Here is a 15,939-nt window from a genome sequence, read left to right on the forward strand (position 1 = left end):
CAAGGCTGGCTGCCTTAGCAAGGTGGGCAACGCTGTCATGCGCCCGTTGCAGCCCCAGCCCTTCGGGTGAACGCCTGGCAAGGCCACACTCGTCGTTGCCGTGCTCGCCGGGTGTCCAACCCGACTGCGCACGTCGCCTCGATTGGGGCCTTGCCAGACGTTCACGCACAGCCGATTTCACCGTTTCGCTGGGCTAGGTCGGCCCTTGCCGTCCACCGCCACCATTTCAAAAACACCCTTGAGCACTTCCTCGGGTGGCGTGCCGGGCGATTCGGACAGGCCCGTCACGCACACCGTCATCGAGCTGCGCCCGACGCGGCTGACCCAGGCGCGCAGCAGCAACTGCTGCCCCAGCGCCACGGGCGAGAGGAATTGCACGCCGGTCACGGCGGCCATCACCGCTTCGCGCTGCGCCAGGCCGCGTGCCGCGAGAAACGCGGCCTTGGCCATCAGCCGCAGGCCTTCGCCAGCGAACAGCGTGCCACGGTGGTTGGCGTGCGCGGGCAGCACCAGCTCGTGCAGTTCCAGGGTTCCCGAAGGGCTTGTCATGCTTCGCAATTTACGCAAAATAGCGGCTTCTGCCCAGCACTGAAAAGGCGAAATCTTGCGAACTAAAATCCTTGAATTTGCAAATTTTGCGAATTTTCCGCTTGCCACGAGGCCGCGATGAAGAAGACCTTCATGGGCGTGCGTCTGCGCCGCCTGCGCGCTGAGCGCGGCCTGTCGCAGGTCGCCATGGCGCAGGCGCTGGGCCTCTCGCCCAGCTACCTGAACCAGCTCGAACAGAACCAGCGCCCGCTCACCGTGGCGGTGCTGCTGAAGATCCACCGCGCGCTGGGCGTGGATGTGCAGCAGTTCTCCGAGGACGAGGAAGAGCGCCTGGCCGCCGCGATGCGCGAGGCGCTGGCGGACGCGCCCGCGCAAATCTCGCTGCCCGAGCTGCGCGAAGTGGCCTCGCAGATGCCCGAGCTGGGCCGCGCGCTGGTGGGCCTGCACCGGCGCACGCTGGAGGTGCAGGCGCAGCTCGAAGCGATGGCGCTGCGCCTGGGCGACGACCGCGGCGGCCCGCCGCCGGCGCGCGCCATGCCGTTCGAGATGGTGCGCGACTTCTTCTTCGCGCACCAGAATTATTTCGACGAGGTGGACCGGCGCGCCGAGGCGCTGGCCGGCGAGGCCGGCGTGGGCGTTGCTCTGCTGCCCGACTGGCTCGCGCGGCGCCTGACCGAGCGCCACGGTGTGCGCGTCGAGCAGGCGCCACAGGGCGACGGCGGCAAGCGCAACTACGACCCCGCGCGGCGCGTGCTGCGGCTGGCACCCGCGCTGGCCCCGGCGCAGCAGGTGTTCCAGCTCGCCACGCAGCTCGCGCTGGTCGAGCATTCGCCGCTGCTCGATGCGCTCACGGGCGAAGCGCCGCTGCGCGGCGACGACGCCTCGCGGCACCTGGCGCGCATCGGGCTGGCCAACTATTTCGCGGGCGCGCTGCTGCTGCCCTACGCGCCCTTCCTCGCGGCGGCCGAGCGCCTGCGCTACGACATCGACCTGCTGGGCCAGCGGTTCGGTGTCGGCTTCGAGACCGTGTGCCACCGCCTCTCCACGCTGCAGCGCCCGGGCGCGCCGGGCGTGCCCTTCTTCTTCGTGCGCGTGGACCGGGCGGGCAACATCAGCAAGCGTCAGAGCGCCACGCACTTTCACTTCAGCCGCACCGGCGGCACCTGCCCGCTGTGGAACGTGTACGAAGCCTTCGCGCAGCCCGGCCGCATCCTGACGCAACTGGCGCGCATGCCCGATGACCGCGCCTACCTGTGGATCGCGCGCACCGTCGCCAGCCACCGCGGCGGCTGGGGCACGCCGCCGCGCATCTTCTCCATCGGCCTGGGCTGCGACGTGCGGCATGCGCCGCGCCTGGTGTATTCGCAGGGGCTCAATCTGCGCGACCCCGACGCGGCCACGCCCATAGGCATGGGCTGCAAGGTGTGCGAGCGCGCCAACTGCCCGCAGCGCGCCTTTCCCTTCATTGGCCGCCCGCTCGCGGTGGACGAGAACCAGAGCCGCTTCGTGCCCTACGGCAGCGCGGTGCTTGCGGATGGCTCCCTGTAGGAGCTTCAGCCCCGAATGCCCGTTCCCCGAATGCCCGTTGATTGCATGCGCCCATCGTTCGCGGCTGAAGCCGCTCCCACGGAAATCAACTCCACAGATCGAGCGGCGGATCGGCCACCATCGCGCGCAGGATGTCGGTGCGCGAGATAAAGCCGGTGCAGTGCCCGGCCTCGTCGGTCACCGGCAGCCCCGGCAGGCCGGTGTCGAGAAAGGCGCGCGCCACGCGACGCAGGTCGGTGTCGGGCGACACCGTGGGCACGGGGCTGAACATCACCTCCGCCACCGGTCGGCGCGCCAGTGCGATGGCCTGCTGCACCGCGCCGGGCTCGGGCAGCAGATCCAGCGGCGCCATGTCCGCGCGCAGCAGCAGGCCGATCACCTGGCCCTTGTCGTCCACCACCGGCGCCTGCGCCACGTGGTGCTGCGCCATGGTCTGCCAGGCATCGTTCACGCGTGCCTGCGGCGCCACGGTGATGGCGCCCTGCGTCATCACCCCGCGCACCTGCTTGATGGGCTGGCGCGGCAGCGTGGGCCCGGCGGCCGTTTCCTCGTAGGCGGCAATCGGCGCGGGGCGGCTGGCCGGGCCGCTGCTGCCTTCGCGTGGCGCGGCGCCCTCGGGCAGGGCGAAGGGCTCGCCCTCGTCCGGGCGCGTGCGCAGCGCCTGCGGCCGCCCCACGCGGCGCAGGCCGGTCACGCCCGCAATCCTGTCCGCGTCACCCGCTGCGATGCGCCCCGTGGGGCCGAAGACGAAGAACATGGCTGCACCTCCCGCCTCTGGTGATCGGCAGTGTCACCCTAAAATCACGCACTATGCTTGACATTCTTATGCTGCGCAAAGACTTGGCTTCGGTCGTTGCGCGCCTGCAAACCCGAAAAAATCCCCAGCCCTACCTCGACGTGGCGGCCTTCGAGGCGCTGGAGACCGAGCGCAAGGCCATCCAGACCCGCACCGAAGAGCTGCAGTCCACGCGCAATCGCCTGTCCAAACAGATAGGCCAGCTCATGGGCAAGGGCGAAAAAGACGCCGCCGAGGCGGCCAAGGCCGAGGTCTCTGCGCTCAAGGGCGAGCTCGACCACTCCGCTGCCCGGCTGGAGCAAATTCAGGGCGAGCTGCAGGCCATGCTGGCCGCTGTGCCCAACCTGCCGCACGCGAGTGTGCCCGTGGGCGCCGACGAGTCGGCCAACGTCGAGGTGCGCCGCTGGGGCACGCCGCGCGCCATGGATTTCGCCGTCAAGGATCATGTCGATCTGGGCGCCGCACTGGGTCTGGATTTCGACCTCGCCACCAAGCTCACCGGCGCGCGTTTTGCCGTGATGCAGGGCGGCATCGCGCGCCTGCACCGGGCGCTGGCGCAGTTCATGCTGGACCTGCACACCGCCGAGCACGGCTACACCGAGTGCTACGTGCCCTACATCGTCAACGCCGAGACGCTGCGCGGCACCGGCCAGCTGCCGAAATTCGAGGCCGACCTGTTCGCCGCGCAGAAGGGCGGGCAGGACGCCGAGCCCGCCCCCGACCACGCCCAGCTCTATCTGATCCCCACGGCCGAGGTGCCGCTGACCAATTTCATGCGCGATCGTGTGGTGCCCGAGAGCGAATTGCCCATCCGCCTGACCGCGCACACGCCGTGTTTCCGTTCCGAGGCCGGCAGCTACGGGCGCGACACGCGCGGCATGATCCGCCAGCACCAGTTCGACAAGGTCGAGATGGTGCAGATCGTGCACCCCGCAAAGAGCTATGAGGTGCTGGAGCAGATGACGCGGCACGCCGAATCCATCCTGCAAAAGCTCGGCCTGCCCTACCGCGTGGTGGGCCTGTGCACCGGCGACATGGGCTTTGGCGCCGCCAAGACCTACGACCTGGAAGTGTGGCTGCCGGCGCAGAACACCTACCGCGAGATCAGCTCGGTCAGCAACTGCGAAGCCTTCCAGGCGCGGCGCATGCAGGCGCGCTTCAAGAACGCGCAAGGCAAGAACGAACTGGTGCACACGCTCAACGGCTCGGGCGTCGCCGTCGGCCGCGCGCTGGTGGCGGTGATGGAGAACAACCAGCAGGCCGATGGTTCGATCGCGATTCCCGAGGCGCTGCGGCCTTACATGGGCGGGCTGGAACGGCTCGCGCCCTGAGAGCGAAGCTCAGGAATGGGTCTGGCGGCGGCGCAGTGCGGCCACGGTCAGGGCGATGCCCAGCGCCAGCCCCAACAGCGACGGCCACGCCAGGCCGGGCACGGGTTGCGCTGTGGCAGGCGCAGCCGCTGTGACGCGAAAGATGGACAGTTCATCAAAGCTGCCCCCGCGCATGTACAAAGACACTTGGTCGATGGCCGGGGCCAGGTTGGCCTGCGCATCCGGTGCCAGAGGGTTCAGGTAGTCGAAGCTGGACAGAACCGGATTGATCCACATTTTGGTGATGGACGAGGTGTAATCGATCTGCACCAATACGAGGGACATGGCCGCGAGCGACTTGCCGGTGCATCCGACCGGGGACAAGGCAGGGGCGTTCAGAATCGAGTAATAGATGCCCGGGCAGCCGCTGTTCCCGCCGATCGCGCCTGTCTCGATGCCGCCGGAGAGAAAGCGCAGGTTGGGTGTGCCGCCGCCACTTTGCGCGCTGAACTGCGCCAGGAAACGTACAAAGACAACGCCGGAATTGACCGCTGGCAGCGTGCGTGTGGCGTCGCTGATCTGAAAAGGGCCACCACCCCAATTGATCTGCCCTCCCATTGGCGTGACTCCGGGGTAGGTCAGGACGCCAGGCGTGGTGACCTGCATGGAGTTGTGCCCGTTGTTCTGCCATGCCGACGTCCATCCCGTGCCGCCTGCATTCGGGGCCAATGGCCCTGCGGGGTAGTTGAAACTGTCGGAAACGATGTTGGTGATCGTCACCGGCGTGGCGGCCACGACCATCTGGGTGGTCCCGCCGTACAACAGCGCCAGAACCACCATCTTCAAGATAAGGAATTTCATGCAACTTGGCTAAAGCGAGCAGCCTTCGTTGCCCGGGGCCGCCGAGTGTATTCTTCTGTTCGGAAACGTGCAGGTTGCAGGTTGCAGGTTGCAGGTTGCAGGTTGCAGGTTGCAGGTTGCAGGTTGCAGGTTGCAGGTTGCAGGTTGCCGGTTGCCGGTTGCCGGTTGCCGGTTGCCGGTTGCCGGTTGCCGGAAATCGCCGCTACAATCGCCGGTTCGAGTCGCGGAGAGGTGGCAGAGTGGTCGAATGTACCTGACTCGAAATCAGGCGTAGGGGCAACCCTACCGTGGGTTCGAATCCCACCCTCTCCGCCAGCCATACAGCCCGGGGTGATGATGCATTACCCCGGGCTTTTTTGCGGGTAGCGCAGTCAGGCGCCTGAGTTCTCGGGCGTGAGTACCTGGCGGCCGATGGCCTTGCCTTGTTCCAGGGCGAGCAGGGCGGTAAAGGCCTTGCTGAAATGCATGCAGGTGGTCGGCACGGCGGGTAGCTGCTTGTCCTTGACGAGGGCGACCAACTCCTGGAGTTCGCGCAGATTGCCGACATAGGTGCCCTGGTAGGTCATGGCCTTGAGGACCATGAAGGGCGTCGAAATGTCGATGTGGCCGCCGAACAGACCGATCTGGACGAGTTGCCCCCCCTTGACCAGCAGATCCATGCCCATCTGTATCGTCTGGTTGGTTCCGACGCAATCCAGAATGGCCCAGACGCTGCCTCCGGCCGCTTTTTTGATCTCATCGGCGACACCGGGGGTTCGAGGGTTGAAAACCGCATCCGCGCCGACCTTCAGAACCGCTGCGTGCTTGGATTCATCGGACTCGACCACGAGCACGCCGGCGCCGCCCAGTGCCTTGATCAAGGTAATGGCCATGAAGCCTAGCCCGCCGGCGCCAAACAGCACGACTTTTTCGTCCTTGAGCACCTGGTCCTTGATCTTGCGGATGGCGCTGTAGGTCGTGAGGCCGGAGCAGGCATAGGGAGCCGCCTGCACGGGCGACATGTCGCCGATATCCACCAGATAGCGCGCATCGGCAACCAGCACGTAGTCCGCATAGCCGCCGGGCTGGAAAAGCCCCAGGGATCTCCCATTGGTGCACAGGTTTTCATCGCCCCTGCGGCAGACCTTGCAGGTGCCGCAGCCATGCCAGGGGTAGACGACGTAGTTCTTGCCCACCTGCACATTCGTGACCTGATCGCCAATGGCCATCACCTCTCCGGCGATTCATTTCCCAGGTCGTAGGTGCCTTGCCAGATATGCAGGTCCGAATGGCATACGCCGGCTGCCAGCACGCGCATCAGAACCTGATGGCCTTTGGGTTCAGGGGTAGGGTGTTCGGTGCGGACCAGAGGCTGGTTCAGTGCCACGATGTCAAAACTAATCATTGGTTTCTCCTGTTTCTGCCCATTGAATCAGTGGTCGGGCCACGGCGGTTGGTCGGGTCCGACAGCGTTGCGCGATTTACGTTCCGTGGTATTGGACGACGGTCTTGACGATGCAGAATTCTTCCAGTGCAAGAAAGCCTTTCTCGCGCCCATGTCCGCTTTTCTTGTAGCCGCCGAAAGGCAATTCCACTCCACCGCCGGCGCCGTAGCAGTTGAGGTACACCTGACCGCACTGCATCTTCTTGGCCATGCGTGTCTGGCGCCCGCCGTCGCGTGTCCAGATGCCGGCGAGCAACCCGAACTCGGTGGCGTTTGCCAGGCGTACCGCGTCCTCTTCGTCAGTGAACGTCATCGCCGAAAGCACGGGGCCGAAAACCTCGCTGCAGGCAAGCGGGTGGTCGCGCGGCACCGCGCCAAACAGGGTCGGTGCGACGTAGTACCCGCCCTGGGGCACGCCGTCGGCTATCTTCCCTTCCGCCAGCACACGGATGCCGGTTTCCCTGGCGCGCTGGATGAAACCTTCAACGCGTTCCTTCTGCGCGCGGTTGATGAGCGGCCCGCATTCCCTGTCCATGGCCGGTGTGCCGGCGGCCGTTTGCGCAAAGCGCTCAACCACCATGGCGATGAAGCGGTCGTAGATGCTTTGCTGTACCAGCAGCCGGCTGCCGGCCGAGCAGGTCTGGCCACCGTTCTGGGTGATGGCGCGGACGACGAACTGCACGGCGCGGTCGAGGTCCGCATCCTCGAACACGATCTGCGGTGATTTGCCGCCCAGTTCAAGCACGCACTTGATCAGGCTGTCGGCGGCGGCCTTCTGGATGAGGGTGCCGACTTCGGGCGAGCCGGTGAAGGTGATCAGGTTGATGTCCGGGTGCGTGCTCAGCGCCGCGCCGGCCTCTTCGCCCAGGCCGGTCACGATGTTGAGCGCGCCATCGGGCAAGCCCGCCTCCTTGGCGATGGCGGCGAACGCCAGCGGCGAGAGGCAGGCATCCTCCGAGGGCTTGAGCACGGCGGCGTTGCCCATGGCCAGCGCCGGCACCACCGAGCGGCCGAACATCTGCGCCGGGTAGTTCCAGGGCAGGATGTGGGCGGTGACGCCGTAGGGCTCGCGCAGCACGACGACGTGGAAGTCGTTCATGTAGGGGATCTGCTGGCCATGGACCTTGTCGGCGGCACCACCATAGAACTCGCAGTAGCGCGCGGCGACCTGGATGTCGTTGCGCGCCTGCGAGATCGGCTTGCCGGTGTCGCGCGCCTCCAACTGCGCCAGTTCCTCGCTGCGCGCGAGGATCAGCTCGGACATGCGGACGAGAATGCGCCCGCGTTCGGTCGCCGTCATTGCACCCCAGGCGCCGCCGAGCGCGGCGCGCGCTGCCGCGACGGCGTGGTTGACATCCTCTGCGGTGCTGCGCGCCAGGTGATCAAACACTTCCCCTGTGCTCGGATCGTGGACGGGCAGCGTCTTGCCGGAGGTTGCGGGGACCCATTGGCCGTTGATGAAATTTTTCTGCATGCTTTCTGTTCCTTGAGGCAGTAGGTTGGAGGTTTGCTGTCGTGCAGGTCAATGGATGGAGGCGTACATGATTTTTTCCTCCGTCGCTTCGAGGCTGTTGAATTCCTCGACGATGCGCCCCTGGCGCGACACCAGGAGGCGGTCGGACAGCAGCATGACTTCAGGCAGGTAAGAGGAGATCGCGATCACGGCGGGCGCCCTTCCAGTGCGTGTGAAATGAAGATGATCGAGACGCCGTATAAATAACGTAAAAAAAGCACTGAAAAGAATTTCCGTTGCCATCTCAAGGCGGCTTGGTGCTCCGGACATGGGTGCATGTTCGCTCGAATGACGTCCGCTGCATCCTGATAAACGCGCCGCCATCAATTCGCTGGCAACAGCCGTTGCGTGCACGGCCACAGCGCGACCTGCCATAGCCGTTCAATGGCCGTCTGCGTTTGTTCGGCCGGCACCGCGCCGCCATAGGCCGCCAGGCGCAGCGCCTTGTCCGTGATTTCCTGGCGCGAGAGCGTGTTGCCGGGGTCGCCCTTGGGCTCATCGACACGGCCATGCAGGGTGTGGCCGTCGGTGGTTTGGACGGTGACCTTGCCGATCCAGCGCTGCGGGTAGGCGGCGTCGACTTCCGGGTCCAGCACCATGCTGACTTTCTCGCGCAGGGCCACAGTGTCCGGCGCCAGGAACTCGGCGTCGAACTCGGTCAAACCCGCATGGCCGAAGCGCGCGGCCAGGGCCAGCACCGTGCCCATCGAGAACTTGCTCTGGTGCACCGTGCTGGGCGAGACCACCGGGCCCAGCACGTCGATGGCGCCCTGGTGCACATGACAGGTCACCTGGGCGATGTCGGCGGGCGCCAGGCCATGCTCGCGCATCACCTGCTGCAGCGCGTCGGCCGCGGGGTGGGTGTGGCGGCAGGAGGCGTGCCACTTGAACGAGGTCTCGGCCGTGGCCCAGCGTGTGCCCAGGCCATCGGTCAGCCTGGCCGGATTGGCGTCGGTGGACATGCCGGCGGCCAGGCCCTGCGGGCCGGTGAAGATGTCCTGCGCGCCGGTGAATCCGTCCTGCGCCAGGAAGGCCGCCATCAGGCCGGCCGCGGCGGCGTGCGCCGTGTGCAGCTGCTTGCTGTCGGCAGCGGTGCGCAAAAATTCCCACAGGCCGGCCGATTGCGTGCCGGCCGAGCCGAAGGCGTGCTGCATCTGTGCGGGTGTGAGCTTGAGCAGGCGCCCCACGGCGGCGGCCGCGGCCAGCGTGCCGGCGGTGGCCGTGGTGTGGAAGATCTTGTAATGGCTGCGGCCCAGGAACTCGCCCACGCGGATGCCGACCTCGTAGCCGGCCACGCAGGCGGCCATGAGCTCGGCGCCGCTGGCGCCGATCTGCTGCGCCACGGCGAGGGCCGGCGGGAAGACCACGGCGGCAGGGTGGAACACCGAGCCGTTGTGCACGTCGTCCTGCTCGGCCACATGGCTGGCGGCGGCATTGGCCAGCGCCGCCATCATGGGCGAGCTGCTGGCGCCATGGCCGATCACCTCGGCCGGGCCTTGCGCCGGGCCCTGCGACAGTGCAAAGCGCGTGATGCTGGCCACGGGCCGGGCCTGGCAGCCGGCGAGCACCGAGCCGAACCAGTCCACCCACAAGTCCACGGTGCGATCCTGCACGGCGGGGGGGACATCGCTCCACTGGAGCTGGGCGGCAAACTGGGCCAGGGGGTGGATGGTGGCTTGGGGTTCTTGTTTCATATAAGGTTCCAACGCAGGCGTGACAAGCGCCTGCAGCTATTGTTTTAGATGGCCTGGGGTGCCTGCAGAGCGTCGATCTGCTGGGCGCTCCAGCCCAGCTCGGCCAGGATGGCGCTGTTGTGCTGGCCCACGGCGGGCACGGCATCCATACGGTAATCAAAGGCGCTGCTCACGCCGGGCGGCAGCAAGGCCGGCACCTCACCCGCAGGTGTGCCCACGCTGCGCCAGCGCTGGCGCGCCTGCAGCTGCGGGTGCGCCCACAGGTCGGCCATGTCGTTGACGCGCGCGTTGGCGATGCCCGCTGCCTCCAGGCGCTCCACCACCTGCGCGACGCTGAGGCTGGCAAAGGTCTGCAGGATCAGCGCCTGCAACTCTGCGCGATGCTGGTTGCGCTCGGCGTTGGAACAGAAACGCGGATCGACAGCCACCTCGGGCTGTTGCAGCACGCCGTCGCAAAACGCCTTCCACTCGCGCTCGTTCTGCAGGCCCAGCATCACCGTGCCGTCGTCGCCCGCGGCAAACGGCCCGTAGGGGTAGATGCTGGCGTGCGAGGCGCCGGTGCGCGGCGGCGGCGGCGCGCCGTCGAAGGCGTAATAGAGCGGGTAGCCCATCCACTCGCCCATGGCTTCCAGCATGGACACGTCGATGTGGCTGCCCTCGCCGGTCTTGCCGCGCAAGAGCAGGGCCGAGAGGATGTTGGTGTAGGCATACATGCCGGCGGCAATGTCGGCCACCGAGATGCCGGACTTGCTCGGCGTCTCGGGCGTGCCGGTGACGGACAGAAAACCGGCCTCGCTCTGGATCAAGAGGTCGTAGGCCTTCTTGTCGCGGTACGGGCCGTCGGCGCCGTAACCGCTGATGTCGCAGACGATGAGCTTGGGGTTGTGCGCCTTCAAGGCCTCATAGGACAGCCCCATGCGCGCCGCCGCACCGGGCGCCAGGTTCTGCACCAGCACGTCGGCGGTCTGCAAGAGCTGCAGCAAGGCCGCCTTGGCCGCCGGCTGCTTCACGTCCAGCGCCAGGCTTTCCTTGCTGCGGTTGATCCAGGTGAAGTGCGACGACTGGCCGCGCACGCGCTGGTCGTAGCCGCGCGCAAAGTCGCCGCTGCCGGGGCGCTCCACCTTGATCACGCGCGCGCCCAGGTCGGCCAGCTGGCGCGTGGCAAAGGGCGCGGCGACCGCGTGTTCCAGCGAGATGACGGTGATGCCGTCGAGGGGGCGGGTCATGGAAACTCCGTTGTGTGTTGTGCGCGGGGTTCTCTTACCCCCTCCCCCTCTGGGGGAGGGCGGGGGTGGGGGCCAGCGGCGCTTATGCCTTGATGCCGGCAAGATGCCGGCGCTCCGGCCCCCATCCCTGCCTCGGTGCTGGCGGCGAGACGCCGCCGCTCTTCAGGCAGTCCAGTTCCGCACTGGCGGAACTGGAGCCGCAGCCTTCAGCCCCAGAGGGGGAAGGAGTTGCAGTCATCAAAACGAACGCGGCAGCTTCAGGATGTGCTCGGCCACGTAGCTGTAGATCATGTTGGTCGAGATCGGCGCCACCTGGTACAGGCGGGTTTCGCGGAATTTGCGCTCGATGTCGTATTCGCAGGCGAAGCCGAAGCCGCCATGGGTCTGCAGGCAGACGTTGGCCGCCTCCCAGCTGGCCTTGGCCGCCAGGTGCTTGGCCATATTGGCCTCGGCGCCGGCGTTCTGGTGCGCGTCGATCTTTTCGCAGGCCTTCCAGCGCATCAGGTTGGCGGCTTCCAGTTCGATGAAGGCATCGGCAATCGGGAACTGCACGCCCTGGTTCTGGCCGATGGGGCGGTTGAACACCACGCGCTCGTTCGCGTACTTGGTGGCGCGGTCGATGAACCAGTAGCCGTCGCCGATGCACTCGGCGGCGATCAGCGTGCGCTCGGCGTTCAGGCCGTCCAGCAGGGTCTTGAAGCCCTTGCCCTCTTCGCCCAGCAGCGCGTCCTCGGGGATTTCGAGGTTGTCGAAGAACAGCTCGTTGGTCTCGTGGTTGACCATGTTCAGGATGGGGCGCACGGTGAGGCCGTTGCCAATCGCCTGGTGCAGGTCGATCAGGAAGCAAGACAGGCCATCGGAGCGCTTCTTCACCTGATCGGCGGGTGTGGTGCGGGCCAGCAGAATCATCAAATCGCTGTGCTGGATGCGCGAGATCCAGACCTTCTGGCCATTGATCACCCAGCGGCCATCCTTCCTGACGGCGCTGGTCTTGAGCTTGGTGGTGTCGCTGCCGGTGGTGGGCTCGGTCACGCCCATGGACTGGATGCGCAGCTCGCCGGCGGCAATCTTGGGCAGGTACGTTTCCTTTTGCGCCTGAGAGCCGCTGCGCACGATGGCGTTCATCACGTACATCTGGCCATGGCAGGCGCCGGAGTTGCCGCCGCTGCGGTTGATCTCTTCCATGATCACCGAGGCCTCGGCCATGGTCAGGCCCGAGCCGCCGTACTCGTGCGGGATCAGCGCGGCCATCCAGCCGGCCTTGGTCAGGGCATCGACGAACTCCTCGGGGTAGGCGCGCGCCTCGTCCACCTTGCGGAAGTATTCGTCGGGGAACTGGGCACAGAGGGCGCGCACGGCGTCGCGGATTTCCTGGTATTGGTCGGGCTGGTGAATCATGGTGGTTCTTTCAAGTGTTTTTGGTCTCTATCGCTGATGCGGCAAGCGTTGGTAGCTATTGATTTATTGGTTTTCAGGCCAGCGTGGCCTTGCCCTGCATGGTCAGGAAGCCCTCGTGATCCTGGGCCCACAGCTCCACGCTCTTGCCGTCGGCGGAGGGCTTGCCATGCACGCTGAACGGATGCAGGTCGAAGGTCGGGCGCACGGCGCGGAAGTCGAAGCTGGCCAGCCGGGCCTGGGGCAGTTCGCGGCGCAGCAAGTCCAGCAGCAGCGTGGCGATCAGCGGGCCATGCACGATCAGGCCGGGGTAGCCTTCCACTTCGGTCACGTACTGGCGGTCGTAGTGGATGCGGTGGCCGTTGAAGGTCAGCGCCGAGTAGCGGAACAGCATCACCGCGTCGGCGTTGATGTGGCGCGACCAGGCCTGCTGGCCGGCCAGCGGCGGCGACGTAGGCGCGGGCGCGGCTTCGCCGGGCTGGGCCGCGCTGCGGTAGACGATGTCGTGCTCCTCGGTCAGCGCGAGGCCATCGGCATTGAAGAAACGGTGCTGAACTAGCACGAACAGCAGTTCGCCCGAGCGCCCGGTCTTGTGGTTCACCGATTGGATCGTGGACTCGCGACGTACCTGCTGCCCCACGCGCAGCGGGTTGCCCGCCTCCCAGCGCAGCCGCCCGCCGGCCCACATGCGCCGCGGCAGCGGCACGGGCGGCAGAAAGCCGCCGCGCCTGGCGTGGCCATCCGGTCCGAGTCCGCTCTGGCGCGCATGCGGCAGAAAGTACAGCCAGTGCCACAGCGGCGGCAGCTTGTCGCCGGGCGCGGGCGGCGGGTCGTCGCGATCGAGCGTGGCCGAGAGCGCGCGCACCGGGGCTTCGCTGAGCGTGTCGGCTGTCGTCTCGCTGCGGCTCTGCCAGGATTGCAGATGGGCGAGCAGGGGCGCGTCGATGAACGTCTCGGTCATGGCGCCATCGTCCCCCGTGGCGGCGCCGAGCGCAATCGGTGTTTGTGAAAGCGCGTCTTTTGCGGACGTGAAGACCCCTGCCGCCCCCGCCACGGGCGTGGCTTCACGCGATCTGCAGCGCCCCCTGCGCGTCCGCCACCAGCAGATCCACCAGTTCGCGGGCGAAGGCGGGCAGGGCGTCCATGCTGCGCACGCAGATCTGCATTTCGCGTACCGCCCAGTCATCGGAGAGCGCCACCAGCGCGATGCGCATGGTCTGCGCGTGACGGCGGGCGGCGGATTCGGGCAGCACGCCCACGCCCACGCCGGATTCGATCATGCGGCAGGCCGTCTCGAAATTGCCCACCTGGATGCGCAGCCGGATCGGGCGGTGCAACTGGTCGCTGGCCTGGCGCAGGAAGGTGTGGATGGCCATGGATTCCTGCAGTCCGATGTGTTCGAGCTCCAGCGTGTCGGCAAACGCGATCTGCCTCTGGTCGTCCAGCGCGTGGCCGCGCGGCACCACCAGCACCAGGCGATCGCGGCGGTAGGGCAGGGTCTTCAGGTTCTCGGTGCGTACCAGACCGGCGACGATGCCGATGTCCGTCTGGCCTTCGGTCACGGCGCGCACGATGTCGTGCGAGGGGCGCTCGCGCAGGTCGATGTTCACGTCCGGGTTGCGGCTCAGGTACAGGCGCAGCACCGGGGGCAGGAATTCGCCCAGCGACGTGGTGTTGGCGAACACGCGCACGTGGCCCTTGATGCCGCGCACGTATTCCTGCATGTCGCCGCGCAGGTGTTCCAGCTGGCCCAGCACGATGCGCGCGTGTGTCACGAAGGCCTGGCCGGGCGGCGTCAGCGTCACGCCCTGGCTGGTGCGGTACAGCAGTTTGGCGCCTATGCTCTCTTCCAGGTTCTTGATGCGCGTGCTGGCCGCGGGCAGCGAAATGAAGGACAGCTCGGCGCCGCGCGTCATGCTGTTGGCGTCGGCGATGTGCGTCATCAGGCGCAGATCCACGAGGTCGAAGTGCATAGCCATGCGGAGCATTGTAAAAACGCCGTGCACGGCATTGTCGGCATTAAGTTTCCCCTAAGCCCGCACCCGCACACTGCCCTTCCATTGAAGCAATCGCTGGAAGGACACACCATGAACACCTTGATTTCCACCCCGCGCCGCCTGGTGGCGGCCCTCATCGCCGCGGGCATGCTGGGCGCCACGGGCGCCGGACTGATGACGGCGCGCACGGCGCATGCGTTTTCATTCGGCGACTCCGCGCCGGCCGCGACCGCGCCGGCGGCCAGCGCCCCGGCGGCAAGCCCCGCGCTGGTGACGCTGCCCGATTTTTCCCAGATCACCCAGCGCTACGGCGCGGCGGTGGTCAACATCAGCGTGAGCGGCATGCGCAACGTGTCGGACAACGGCGATGACGGCGATTCCGGCACTGCATCGCGCCAGCGCCAGCAGGGGCCGCAGATCGACCCGGATGACCCGTTTGCGCCGTTCTTCCGCTACTTTGGCGTGCCTGGCAATGGCCGCGGCCCGCAGATGCGGCAGCCGATGCGCGGCGAGGGCTCGGGCTTCATCATCGACCCCAATGGCATCGTCCTGACCAATGCCCATGTGGTCAAGGGCGCCGACCGCGTCACCGTCAAGCTGACGGACCGGCGCGAATTCAAGGCCAAGGTGCTGGGCTCTGACCCCAAGACCGACATCGCGGTGCTCAAGATCGATGCCAAGGACCTGCCCACGGTCAAGCTGGGCGATTCGAACAACCTCAAGGTCGGCGAGTGGGTGCTGGCCATAGGCTCGCCCTTCGGCTTTGAAAATTCCGTGACGGCCGGCGTGGTCAGCGCCAAGGGGCGCACGCTGCCGGACGACAGCTACGTGCCTTTCATCCAGACCGATGCGGCGGTCAACCCCGGCAACTCGGGCGGCCCGCTGTTCAACACGCGGGGCGAAGTGGTCGGCATCAACTCGCAGATCTACAGCCGCACCGGCGGTTACCAGGGGGTGTCGTTCGCGATACCGATCGAGGTCGCCAAGCATGTGGAAAAGCAGATCGTCGAGACCGGCAAGGTCGAGCATGCGCGCCTGGGCGTGACGGTGCAGGGCGTGAACCAGACCTTTGCCAATTCGTTCAAGCTGGCCAAGCCCGAGGGCGCCCTGGTGGCCAATGTGGATGATGCCGGGCCGGCGGCCAAGGCGGGGTTGAAGACGGGCGACGTGATTCTCAAGATCAACGACGAGCCCATCATCACCTCCGGCGATCTGCCGGCCTATATCGGCCAGTCGCTGCCGGGGCAGAAGGTGCAGCTGGAGGTCTGGCGCAACGGCGAGGCCAGGACGCTGGTGGCGACGCTGGGCAACGCCAACGACAGGAGCGGCAAGGTGGCGCAGGCGGACCAGGGCGTGAAGAAGGGCCAGATCGGCCTGGCGCTGCGCCCGCTGCAGCCGCAGGAGGCGCGTGAGGCTGGCGTCGAGCAGGGCATGCTGATCGAGGACGCGCGCGGCCCGGCGGCGCTGGCGGGCGTGCAGGGTGGCGATGTGCTGCTGGCCATCAACGGCACCGCGGTCAAGAGCATGGACCAGGTGCGCGCGGCGCTGGACAAGTCGGGCAAGTCGGTCGCGCTGCTGATCGAGCGTGACGGCAACCGCATCTTCGTGCCGGTGAATATGGGCTGAC

The 15,939-nt window shown here is 66.9% G+C and carries 15 protein-coding genes and 1 tRNA gene; 4 read left to right on the forward strand and 12 right to left on the reverse strand.

What is annotated here, in order from left to right; translation table 11 throughout:
* Positions 1-177: 177 nt before the first annotated feature.
* A complete protein-coding gene (locus tag K320_RS0112035; RefSeq protein ID WP_024539091.1) occupies positions 178-549 on the reverse strand; it encodes an acyl-CoA thioesterase in 372 nt (123 codons plus the stop codon).
* 117 nt (positions 550-666) lie between these two features.
* On the opposite strand from K320_RS0112035, the gene K320_RS0112040 reads away from it, so the two are divergent.
* Positions 667-2,097 (forward strand): short-chain fatty acyl-CoA regulator family protein, encoded by a 1,431-nt coding sequence (locus K320_RS0112040; protein ID WP_024539092.1) that lies wholly within the window; start codon positions 667-669, stop codon positions 2,095-2,097.
* 85 nt (positions 2,098-2,182) lie between these two features.
* Here K320_RS0112040 and K320_RS0112045 read toward each other — a convergent pair whose 3' ends face one another.
* Positions 2,183-2,854 (reverse strand): CBS domain-containing protein, encoded by a 672-nt coding sequence (locus tag K320_RS0112045; RefSeq protein ID WP_024539093.1) that lies wholly within the window; start codon positions 2,852-2,854, stop codon positions 2,183-2,185.
* A 53-nt stretch (positions 2,855-2,907) separates the two neighbouring features.
* Between K320_RS0112045 and serS the strand changes: the two genes are divergently transcribed.
* The gene (serS, locus tag K320_RS0112050) at positions 2,908-4,224 is read left to right on the forward strand and encodes a serine--tRNA ligase (protein ID WP_024539094.1); all 1,317 of its coding nucleotides are present in this window, start codon (positions 2,908-2,910) and stop codon (positions 4,222-4,224) included.
* Between the two features lie 9 nt (positions 4,225-4,233).
* Here serS and K320_RS0112055 read toward each other — a convergent pair whose 3' ends face one another.
* Positions 4,234-5,049 carry a hypothetical protein gene (locus tag K320_RS0112055; RefSeq protein WP_156913958.1) on the reverse strand — a complete coding sequence of 272 codons (816 nt, stop codon included), beginning with the start codon at positions 5,047-5,049 and terminating at the stop codon, positions 4,234-4,236.
* 240 nt (positions 5,050-5,289) lie between these two features.
* Between K320_RS0112055 and K320_RS0112060 the strand changes: the two genes are divergently transcribed.
* A tRNA-Ser gene (locus tag K320_RS0112060) sits at positions 5,290-5,379 on the forward strand.
* A gap of 56 nt (positions 5,380-5,435) precedes the next feature.
* Here the strand turns inward: K320_RS0112060 and K320_RS19650 are convergent.
* The 9 genes from K320_RS19650 to K320_RS0112100 all read right to left on the reverse strand — a co-directional run bounded on the left by K320_RS19650 (position 5,436) and on the right by K320_RS0112100 (position 14,294).
* Positions 5,436-6,272 (reverse strand): zinc-binding dehydrogenase, encoded by an 837-nt coding sequence (locus K320_RS19650; RefSeq protein WP_281172640.1) that lies wholly within the window; start codon positions 6,270-6,272, stop codon positions 5,436-5,438.
* Positions 6,272-6,448, reverse strand: coding sequence for an alcohol dehydrogenase catalytic domain-containing protein (locus K320_RS19655; protein WP_281172641.1), 177 nt, complete (start codon positions 6,446-6,448; stop codon positions 6,272-6,274). The genes K320_RS19650 and K320_RS19655 overlap by 1 nt, the downstream gene beginning before the upstream one ends.
* A gap of 76 nt (positions 6,449-6,524) precedes the next feature.
* Positions 6,525-7,961, reverse strand: coding sequence for an aldehyde dehydrogenase family protein (locus tag K320_RS0112070; protein ID WP_024539096.1), 1,437 nt, complete (start codon positions 7,959-7,961; stop codon positions 6,525-6,527).
* 48 nt (positions 7,962-8,009) lie between these two features.
* Positions 8,010-8,150 carry a hypothetical protein gene (locus tag K320_RS19235; protein ID WP_169730051.1) on the reverse strand — a complete coding sequence of 47 codons (141 nt, stop codon included), beginning with the start codon at positions 8,148-8,150 and terminating at the stop codon, positions 8,010-8,012.
* Between the two features lie 173 nt (positions 8,151-8,323).
* Entirely contained in the window at positions 8,324-9,694 is a 1,371-nt protein-coding gene (locus tag K320_RS0112080; protein WP_024539097.1) for an MmgE/PrpD family protein, read from the reverse strand.
* Between the two features lie 44 nt (positions 9,695-9,738).
* Positions 9,739-10,920, reverse strand: a complete 1,182-nt coding sequence (locus tag K320_RS0112085) for a CaiB/BaiF CoA transferase family protein (RefSeq protein WP_024539098.1) — start codon at positions 10,918-10,920, stop codon at positions 9,739-9,741.
* Positions 10,921-11,157: 237 nt separating this feature from the next.
* A complete protein-coding gene (locus K320_RS0112090; RefSeq protein ID WP_024539099.1) occupies positions 11,158-12,318 on the reverse strand; it encodes an acyl-CoA dehydrogenase family protein in 1,161 nt (386 codons plus the stop codon).
* A 73-nt stretch (positions 12,319-12,391) separates the two neighbouring features.
* Positions 12,392-13,276: an FAS1-like dehydratase domain-containing protein gene (locus tag K320_RS0112095; RefSeq protein WP_024539100.1), complete on the reverse strand. Its 885-nt coding sequence runs from the start codon at positions 13,274-13,276 to the stop codon at positions 12,392-12,394.
* Between the two features lie 103 nt (positions 13,277-13,379).
* On the reverse strand, positions 13,380-14,294 hold the full coding sequence (locus K320_RS0112100) for a LysR family transcriptional regulator (protein ID WP_024539101.1): 915 nt from the start codon (positions 14,292-14,294) through the stop codon (positions 13,380-13,382).
* Positions 14,295-14,402: 108 nt separating this feature from the next.
* Here K320_RS0112100 and K320_RS0112105 point away from each other — a divergent pair, with 108 nt between their 5' ends.
* Entirely contained in the window at positions 14,403-15,938 is a 1,536-nt protein-coding gene (locus tag K320_RS0112105) for a DegQ family serine endoprotease (protein WP_024539102.1), read from the forward strand.
* Position 15,939: the final 1 nt, after the last annotated feature.

The organism is Comamonas badia DSM 17552 (assembly GCF_000484635.1).
Classification (GTDB): Bacteria; Pseudomonadota; Gammaproteobacteria; order Burkholderiales; family Burkholderiaceae_C; genus Comamonas_C; species Comamonas_C badia.